The 9055-nt window shown below is 51.5% G+C and carries 5 protein-coding genes, 3 pseudogenes and 1 riboswitch; of the genes and pseudogenes, 6 read left to right on the forward strand and 2 right to left on the reverse strand.

Going from position 1 to position 9055, the window contains the following annotated elements; translation table 11 throughout:
• Positions 1-50 precede the first annotated feature (50 nt).
• The 4 genes from GJ1_RS12810 (at position 51) to rlmD (ending at position 4999) form a co-directional block, all read left to right on the forward strand.
• Entirely contained in the window at positions 51-1598 is a 1548-nt protein-coding gene (locus tag GJ1_RS12810) for a fumarate hydratase (RefSeq protein ID WP_066233067.1), read from the forward strand.
• Positions 1599-1782: 184 nt separating this feature from the next.
• The gene (gene pdaA / locus GJ1_RS12815) at positions 1783-2574 is read left to right on the forward strand and encodes a delta-lactam-biosynthetic de-N-acetylase (protein WP_066233069.1); all 792 of its coding nucleotides are present in this window, start codon (positions 1783-1785) and stop codon (positions 2572-2574) included.
• 158 nt (positions 2575-2732) lie between these two features.
• On the forward strand, positions 2733-3599 hold the full coding sequence (locus GJ1_RS12820) for a DNA-3-methyladenine glycosylase family protein (RefSeq protein WP_066233072.1): 867 nt from the start codon (positions 2733-2735) through the stop codon (positions 3597-3599).
• A complete protein-coding gene (rlmD, locus tag GJ1_RS12825; RefSeq protein ID WP_066233076.1) occupies positions 3596-4999 on the forward strand; it encodes a 23S rRNA (uracil(1939)-C(5))-methyltransferase RlmD in 1404 nt (467 codons plus the stop codon). The genes GJ1_RS12820 and rlmD overlap by 4 nt, the downstream gene beginning before the upstream one ends.
• A 544-nt stretch (positions 5000-5543) precedes the next feature.
• On the opposite strand, the gene GJ1_RS12830 is transcribed toward rlmD, so the two are convergent.
• Positions 5544-5870: a methyl-accepting chemotaxis protein gene (locus tag GJ1_RS12830; RefSeq protein ID WP_306302407.1), complete on the reverse strand. Its 327-nt coding sequence runs from the start codon at positions 5868-5870 to the stop codon at positions 5544-5546.
• 50 nt (positions 5871-5920) lie between these two features.
• Positions 5921-7058: pseudogene (locus tag GJ1_RS12835) on the reverse strand (IS110 family RNA-guided transposase).
• Positions 7059-7498: 440 nt separating this feature from the next.
• Positions 7499-7600, forward strand: a riboswitch (cyclic di-GMP riboswitch).
• Positions 7601-7863: 263 nt separating this feature from the next.
• Here GJ1_RS12835 and GJ1_RS12840 point away from each other — a divergent pair.
• Positions 7864-8746: pseudogene (locus GJ1_RS12840) on the forward strand (IS982 family transposase).
• A gap of 146 nt (positions 8747-8892) precedes the next feature.
• A pseudogene (locus GJ1_RS19085) lies at positions 8893-9055 on the forward strand (DUF6431 domain-containing protein); the annotation flags it as partial.

Genomic DNA, 9055 nt, shown 5'->3' on the forward strand with positions numbered 1-9055 from the left:
GATTGGACTATGACTTTGGATGAACACAGGGGAAGGGGCGTTGAACCGACATGGAAAAATTCCAGCAAAGCATGTATGACTTGATCGTCGAGACGTCGACGAAGCTGCCGAAGGACGTCCGTCGAGCGATCGCTCGGGCGAAAGCGCGTGAAAACGCGGGCACACGGGCGGCCATGGCGCTCGATACGATCGTCGAGAATATTCAAATGGCGGATGAAAACGTGTCGCCCATCTGTCAAGATACGGGATTGCCGACGTTTAAAATTAAAGTGCCGGTTGGCGTCAACCAAATGGAGATGAAAAAAGCGATCCGGGCCGCCATTGCCGAAGCGACGAAAAACGGCAAATTGCGCCCGAACTCGGTTGATTCGCTCACCGGCAAAAACAGCGGAGACAATTTAGGAGAAGGTGTGCCGGTTATTAAATTTGAACAATGGGAAAACGATTACATTGACGTCCGGCTTATTTTAAAAGGCGGCGGCTGTGAAAACAAAAACATTCAGTACAGCCTGCCGTGTGAACTCGAAGGGCTCGGCCGCGCCGGCCGCGACCTTGATGGCATCCGCAAATGCATTTTGCACGCGGTGTATCAAGCGCAAGGGCAAGGGTGCAGCGCCGGCTTTATCGGCGTCGGCATTGGCGGCGACCGCTCGTCCGGCTATGAGTTGGCGAAAGAGCAGCTGTTCCGGCCGGTTGATGACGTCAACCCGATTGAAGAGCTGCGCCAACTGGAAGAATACATTATGGAAAACGCCAACAAACTCGGCATCGGCACGATGGGGTTTGGCGGCGAATCGACGCTGCTTGGCTGTAAAATCGGCGTCATGCACCGCATCCCGGCGAGCTTCTTCGTCTCGGTCGCCTACAACTGCTGGGCGTTCCGGCGCATGGGCGTGAAAATCGACCCAGCGACTGGTGAGATCATCGAATGGCTGTACCAAGACGGCGAAGACGTCGATTTTTCCAAAGAACTCGAAAAAGCAGAAGCGGCCGTTGCGCTGGAACAAGGAAATACGCGCGTCATCGACCTTGTCCCGCCGCTTTCTGAAGAACAAGTGCGCCAGCTCCGCGTCGGCGACGTCGTCCGCATCAGCGGCGTCATTTACACGGGCCGCGACGCCATTCATAAATATTTGATGGACCATGACGCTCCGGTTGACTTGAACGGGCAAATCATTTACCATTGCGGCCCGGTCATGTTAAAAGATGAAGAAGGCCGCTGGCACGCCAAAGCCGCCGGCCCGACGACGAGCATTCGCGAAGAGCCGTATCAAGGCGATATTATGAAAAAATTTGGTGTTCGCGCCGTCATCGGCAAAGGCGGCATGGGCGCGAAAACGCTGCAAGCGTTAAAAGAACACGGCGGCGTGTATTTGAACGCCATCGGTGGCGCGGCCCAATATTATGCTGACTGCATCAAATCGGTTGAAGGCGTTGATTTGCTGGAGTTTGGCATTCCGGAAGCGATGTGGCATTTGCGCGTCGAAAACTTCACCGCTGTTGTTACAATGGACTCGCACGGCAACAGCTTGCATGAAGATGTGGAAAAATCGTCGCTTGAAAAGCTGTCCCAGTTCAAAGAACCGGTGTTCAAGTAAGGAGCCCCATTTCAAGCAAATGGCTATGGGTAGACAAACAAGCTGATCCCGTTTTCTTCTCGGTCCCCAAAGCGCTCGCTTTTGGGGCTTTTTTTTTTTTTTTGCAAAAAATGGTGCGCGTAAAGCGGTCAGGGGTGAAAACAATAAGAAAGAGGAAAAGATGGCGGCCAAGGAGGAACTAGGCATGAGATGGCTCATTTCTCTCGTTTTAGCGATCGTGCTTTTTCCCGCCCCCGCTTTTGCCATAAGCAATGCGCCGATCCATTGGGGATTGAAGCGGAGCGAAAACCACAAGCCCCCATCGGCGGGAAAAGAACTCGATGAGCTGCTTGTCAAATATGACGCTTTTTATTTAGGCGACACGAGCGAGAAAACGGTTTACTTAACGTTTGACAACGGCTATGAAAACGGGTATACGGCGCAAATTTTGGACGTATTGAAGGAAAAACACGTGCCGGCCGCCTTTTTTGTCACCGGCCATTATTTGCAGACAGCCCCGGATTTAGTCAAACGGATGGCAACGGAAGGCCATATCATCGGCAACCATTCGTGGCACCATCCCGATTTGACAACCGCAAGCGATGAGCGGGTGCGCGAAGAGCTGGAAAAGGTAAAGGAAAAGACAGAAGAGCTGACCGGGCAAAAAGGGATGATGTACCTCCGCCCGCCGCGCGGCATTTTCAGCGAGCGGACGTTGTCTCTTGCCCGCGAGCTCGGCTATTACCATGTCTTTTGGTCGCTCGCTTTCGTCGACTGGCAAACGGACCGCCAGCGCGGCTGGCAATATGCTTACAATCAAATCATGAAACAAGTTCATCCAGGCGCGATTTTGCTTTTGCACTCCGTATCAAAAGACAATGCCGAAGCGCTGCCGAAAGTGATCGACGACTTGCGCAAGCAAGGGTACACGTTCGCGAGCCTTGATGATCTCATGGCCAACAAGGCCGGCCTTCATCCCTGGCTGTTTCGCCCGTAAGCCGTCCCATCCATTGAGCATCGTCAGGCGGGGCGCCATTCGAAAATCCGCCTTGCCGCGCCAGCCGAAGCGCATGCGGTTGCCTTGTTCGGCTCGTTGGTGCGGCGGGGCGTTTTTCGTTATAATAAGGGCACGGACGAATGAGAAAGGTGAGAACGATGTGGCAACAAACGGTCACCGTGCCCGCCCCGTACGATTTCGCCCACGCGCTTGAACGACTTGCGCTCGATCCGCTGCTGGCGGTTGACTTGGAGAGGCAGCGCATCACGGTGCCGCTTATGCTCGGCGATCTTTTTGTGCCGGTGACGGTTGAAGGCATCGGCACAAAAGATGATCCAAAATTTTCCGTTTCAGCGCCTTGCCCCGAGCGGCAAGGCGAGATTGTGGAACGGATTTCCCATCTGTTTCAATGGCGGACGCCGCTCGGGCCGATTCACGAGTATTTCCGCCAAACGGAGCTGGCGCCTTTGTTTGATGAATACGAAGGGATGCCCCTTGTGCTCGATTTTGACTTATATTTTTGCTTAATCAAATGTTTGATCCACCAGCAATTTCATTTGAAAGTCGGCTATCGGCTGACGGAGCGGTTTGTGAAAACGTTTGGGAAAGAAATGCATGGCGTTTGGTTTTACCCGCGCCCAGAAGACATTGCCTCCCGTTCGTACGATGACGTGCGCGCTTTGCAACTGAGCGGGCGGAAAGCGGAATATATCATTGATGTGTCACGCCTCATTGCCGAAGGGAAGCTGCGTCTTGATGAACTCGAACAGATGGAAGACGGCGACGTGATGGAGCGGCTGACCGCCGTGCGCGGCATCGGCCCGTGGACTGTGCAAAACTTCCTCCTTTTCGGCCTCGGCCGCCCAAACGTCTTCCCCCCAGCCGATATCGGCTTGCAGCGGGCGGTCGAAAAACGGTTCGGGCTCTCCAAGCGGCCGACCGTCAAAGAGATGGCGGCGCTCGGCGAGCGGTGGAAGCCGTACGCCAGCTATGCGGCGTTATATTTATGGAGAAGCATCGAATGAGAGGGACCGATATGGCAAAGCAACAAACGAAAATCAAAATCAAAAAAGGCGATCAATTTCCGCTCACGATCCAGCGGATCGGCATTAACGGCGAGGGGGTCGGCTATTTTCAAAAACAAGTCGTCTTCGTCCCCGGCGCTTTGCCAGGCGAAGAAGTCGTCGTCGAGGCGACCAACATTCATCCGACGTACGCTGAAGCGAAAATCAAGCGCATTCGCAAGCGCTCTCCAAACCGCGTTATGCCGCCATGCCCGCTTTATGAGCAATGCGGCGGCTGCCAGTTGCAACACTTGGCGTACGAGGCGCAGCTCGAGGCGAAGCGCGACATTGTCATCCAGGCGCTCCGCCGCCATGCCCGCCGCCTCGATGTCGACAAGCTTGACATCCGCCCGACGATCGGCATGGATGACCCGTGGCATTACCGAAACAAAAGCCAGTTCCAAGTCGGGGTGAAAAAAGGACGAGTGCTCGCCGGACTGTACGGCCTCGACTCCCACCGGCTCGTTGACCTATCCGAATGCCGCATCCAGCATCCGCAAACGACGCGCGTCACGAACATTGTCAAAACGATTTTGCAAGACTTGCGCATCCCGATTTACAACGAGCGAACGAGAACGGGCGTCGTGCGGACAATCGTCGTCCGCGTCGGCTTCCATACGGGCGACATTCAGCTTGTGCTTGTGACGGCGACAAAAGACATTCCGCGCAAAGAGCTGTTGATCGAGGAAATCCGCCGCCGTCTTCCAGAAGTGAAATCGATCGTGCAAAACATCAACGGCGAGAAGACATCGCTCATTTTCGGCGACGAGACAGAAGTGCTTGCCGGCGACGAATACATTCAAGAAACGCTCGGCGACTTGTCGTTTGAACTGTCGGCGCGCGCCTTTTTCCAGCTCAACCCGATCCAGACGGTGAAATTGTACGACGAAGTGAAAAAAGCGGCCGCCCTCACCGGAGCGGAGCGGATCGTTGACGCCTACTGCGGCGTCGGCACGATCGGTTTGTGGCTTGCTCGCGATGCCAAAGAAGTGCGCGGCATGGACACGATTCCGGAAGCGATTGAAGACGCGAAGAACAACGCCAAAAAGCATGGTTTCACCAACACGCACTATGTCGTGGGCAAAGCCGAATATTGGCTGCCGAAATGGGTGAAAGAAGGCTGGAAGCCGGACGTCATCATCGTCGACCCGCCCCGCGTCGGCTGCGACCGGGCGCTGCTTGAGACGATTCTCCGCGTCCGTCCGAAAACGGTCGTTTACGTCTCGTGCAACCCATCCAGCCTCGCCCGCGACCTCGATGTCTTGGCCGAGGCGTATCGCGTCAACTACATTCAGCCGATCGACATGTTTCCGCATACGGCGCATGTCGAGGCGGTGGCGAAGTTGCGGCTGAGTGTGTAAATACCAAATAAAATTGGAATTTGGATGAATTTTACTGGAAAAGATATCGATCATCTCCCGCTCCACATGGGAAAAGAAAAGGGAGAGGAAAAGCGGGAAAATCATTGAAATATCAAGGAAAATCGCATAAGCATGTGAAGAAAATAAGAGGGAAGAAGCGGGAGGAATCATCCGTTCTTCCCTTTTTCTTTTTCTAAAAATCAAAAAAAAGTCGTGCTCAGTTGGAGGAAAAAAGCGGAAAAAATCGGAGAAAAACATCGAAAAAATCGGGGGAGGACGAACGAGTTTATTTCAAATAGGAAGAAATGGGGACGTAAGAATGCGGGTTGGAGCGGGGTGGGGAGGAAGGAGTTTATTCGAAATTTACATGAGATTTGTAAATACCAAATAAACTCGTTCCACTCCAAACATACTCGTTCATGAAGAAAAATAAACTTGAACTTTGGATAATTTTTACTGGAAAAAGGACCATCAAGCTTATCGTATGGTCCTTTGTTACAAAATATTTTTCTTACTATCAATGGGATGAGGTGTTCTTTCACCCTTACGTAATTTTCGATAATTCCTCTGCTAAACGCGCAACATGCTCGTAAGATTTTCTTAATTCATCTATGGATTCGTAGGTATTATTTATGTCATCTTTCATATTTTGGGAGATATGGTCAATGGTTTTTGTAAGTTTAGCAAAGTTTTCAAGTTGCTTTGCGATGTTATCAACGGCTTCTTTACTTTTATCCGCCATTTTTCGGATTTCATTTGCGACAATCGCGAATCCTTTCCGTGAAAATCCCCACCACTTGGTGAGTGCGGTATACGCTCCTGATCCGTGCGGGTATACTGAAAATGGCCAAAAAAGGCAATAGGAAAGCAGAGGTGCCTGATTTTAGGCATCTCGTATAACCTGTCTGCCTTTTGGCTAGACTAAATAAGTTGTGGTTGGCGGAACGGCTCTTTGCGGGAGATCATGCAAAAGATGATCACCAACATCCGCCGAGCAATGGCGATGAGGGCTTTTTTCTTCCCGCACCGGGCCGCCAACGACCAAAACTTTCGGGACAAGGGATGCGTCTTGGATCGAGCTGCTGACCATGCCGCCTCGCATAACGCCGATCGGAGATGGGGATTGCCTTTTGTCGTGCGCGTGCTCTTTCGCTTTCCGGCGCTTTCATGGCTGCCGGGGGACAATCCGGTCCATGAGGCCGCCCGTTCCGGCGTTTCGAAGACGCTCATATCGGCTCCCATCTCGGCAATGATGACGGCGGCGGTTTGTTTTTTCACTCCGGGCATGGTCATGAGCAGATCCACTTCCTCGCGATACGGCTCGAGCAGGCGGTCGATGTGCTGGTCGACTTCCTCGATCAATCGCTCCAATTCTTCGACGTGTTTCCACAAGAGGCGAAGGAGACGGAGCTCGTGTTCGGTCAAGGTGCCGAGCAGCGAATCGTACACCGCTTGCTTTTTCTTTTTGAGCCTTCCACGCAGGCATTGATCCAACTCGTCCTTGTCCACGTATCCCTTCTCAAGCAGCCGGATGAGGATGTCTTTTCCGGAAACGCCGAAGAGATCGGAGAGGACCGAGCCGAGTTTGACATTGGAAGACTCGAGCACTTTTTGAATCCGGTTTTTCTCCGAAGTCAGCTGTCCGACCCACTTTTTGCGGAGGCGGGTAAAATCCCGCCATTCGCGAATATCCGCTGGGGGGGACGAAACTTTTTTCAACGAGTCCATGGCGGAGCAGCTTGGCGATCCACTCGGCGTCAGAGACATCGGTTTTTCTTCCCGGAACATTTTTGATCCGCTGAGGATTGGCCAGCGTCAAGTCGACATAGCCCTCGAGGAAGGCAAAGACCGGTTTCCAATACACGCCGGTCGATTCCATGGCGACATGGGTGACGCCATGCTCTTCGAGCCACTCAAGCAGGTCACCAAGCCCTTTCGAGAACGTGGAGAAGGTTTGAATGTCTTTTTGAATGTGTCCGTCTTCTTCCCATAGCGCGCAGGCGACGATCGTTTCGGCATGAATATCCAACCCAGCGTAGCGAGGATAGATGGCATCCATGATCGATGGTCCTCCTTTTCGATGATTGAGTGCGCAAACAGCGAATCCACGGGAGACATGCGGCATTTTTCTATGCGTCGTCACCTTTCCGATTCATAGGGAAAGGGCGGACCCCAGTGGATTCAAGACAGTTTTCTACCCAGGGTCCAGGCCACCATTAAGCACAACGTTCTGTTCAACTGTTTGCGCCTATCCTTCATTATGGGAAGGAGAGGGGGATTTTCATGCCCGGGTGGAGAGCAAAAGTTGCTCATGGATGTTTTCCATGCTTTTCCTTAGGAGCAGTATAACCAGAGTGGGCACCGCTTATGCGAAGGTTAACTTTTCAGGGAGCATGTATATAGTTCACATGAACTATAAAATATGTTAATATTTATTTGATTTGTCATACAAAATATGACTTAATATGACAAAGATCGACAAAAAACATCAAAAAGTGAATATGAGGTCGGCAAACTACTCGAAAGGGTAGGACGCAAAGCTATAGGGGCTAAATCTGTTAAATAATGATAATGCAACAGACACGCCAGCCAGCTGCCCTTCCATTTGTTACAAAATGGAGGTTTTTAGTCAATTGTAAGATGCGTAGCCCTCCTCATAGCATGTGAAGGAAGGCTTTTTTATGTAGTGTTCTTTGTGAGAAGAGGAAGGGAACATATTCACTTAATGCTTATTCTTCTTTGATTTTTCATTCTAACAAGAACCCGTGGTGCTAGATAAAGTCGGGTGAGCATAAAAATAGCCCTTGCTGGCGGATCTCCTATAGAATGAAAGTGCTACCTACCATTCGAAAGGAGAGATCCCCATGCAAGAGCACTTTCATTTTACTACAGATCGAGCCAAACTGCAAAAGCAATATGCCGCCATTTTTTTGTTTGTCTCTGCTCAACTGTCACTCATTCAGATTCATCTTCAGCGTCGCAACCGCCACTTGGTCAAGCAAGAAGATGAGGTGGTCATCGCAATACATCTTTTAGGAAAGCTGCTTGGTTTTTCTTCCGAACGGGCCTGGCATCGCTTTGTCACCGGCCATTTGTTCACCGACGGCCAGTTTCTCGAACGTTCCCGGTACAACCGCCGCTGCCGCGCGCTTGGCTTCGCGTTGAAATGGATCCGCCGTCGTGAGCGAACGTGGTCAACACCATGCCTATGCCGTCGTCGACAGTATGCCGCTTCCGTTGTGCCATCCCGCGAGAATGGAGCGCGTCAAACGATTCCGTGGGATCGCGGATATGGGCTATTGCGCTTCCAAAAAACAATTGTACTACGGATTCAAGCTGCACCTTCAAGTGACCAATCAAGGATTGCCCATGGGCTATGTTGTAACGGAAGCGTCTTGTCACGACGTCAAAGCAGCAGAAACGGTCATGACCCAAATTCCTCATCCCTACAACTTTGGAGACAAAGGGTACATCAGCCGCACCTTGCAACGAAAGCTGTACGAAAAGCACCAAGCGGCATTGTGGACACCGTCTCGAAACAATCAAAAACATCGTCCATCCCGGGCATGGGAAGAATGGATCAAGAAAAAACGAAAAGGCATCGAGACGGTCTTTTCCATTCTCGTTGACCAATACCGGATCACAGACATTCGGGCGAATTCCGTCACCGGGTTTGAAGTGGCACTCGATGGCATATTGTTAGCTTATTCGTTGGTCACACTAGGGCTGGTTGAGCTCTCTGTGTAAATTATCACTTTATTTCGGAACAAAAGAGCCATTTTTTTGCACATTCTTTCAGAAAGCCCTCTCCCCTTTTCTGAAAGAATGTGCTAAATTTTTTGTGAATTATTTCGGAAGAGAAAATCCATCGGTTCAGAGGAGGGGAGGAGGACGTGATTCAATTTCATGACTTTGGCATTGACGTCCAAACGTATGCAGAGCGCGGAAAAGAAAACGACTTCCCTCTTCTGACACAGTGTCCGCATTGCCGGGCCAAGCGCCCGTTGCACCGCCACGGTTACTATGAGCGAAACGCATTGACCCCACATGGTGATG

Source organism: Geobacillus jurassicus NBRC 107829 (assembly GCF_001544315.1).
Taxonomy (GTDB): domain Bacteria; phylum Bacillota; class Bacilli; order Bacillales; family Anoxybacillaceae; genus Geobacillus; species Geobacillus jurassicus.

Coding starts and splice junctions, on each gene's coding strand:
- GJ1_RS12810 (WP_066233067.1), top strand. CDS start 51: ATGGAAAAATTCCAGCAAAGCATGTATGACTTGATCGTCGAGACGTCG.
- pdaA (WP_066233069.1), top strand. CDS start 1,783: ATGAGATGGCTCATTTCTCTCGTTTTAGCGATCGTGCTTTTTCCCGCC.
- GJ1_RS12820 (WP_066233072.1), top strand. CDS start 2,733: ATGTGGCAACAAACGGTCACCGTGCCCGCCCCGTACGATTTCGCCCAC.
- rlmD (WP_066233076.1), top strand. CDS start 3,596: ATGAGAGGGACCGATATGGCAAAGCAACAAACGAAAATCAAAATCAAA.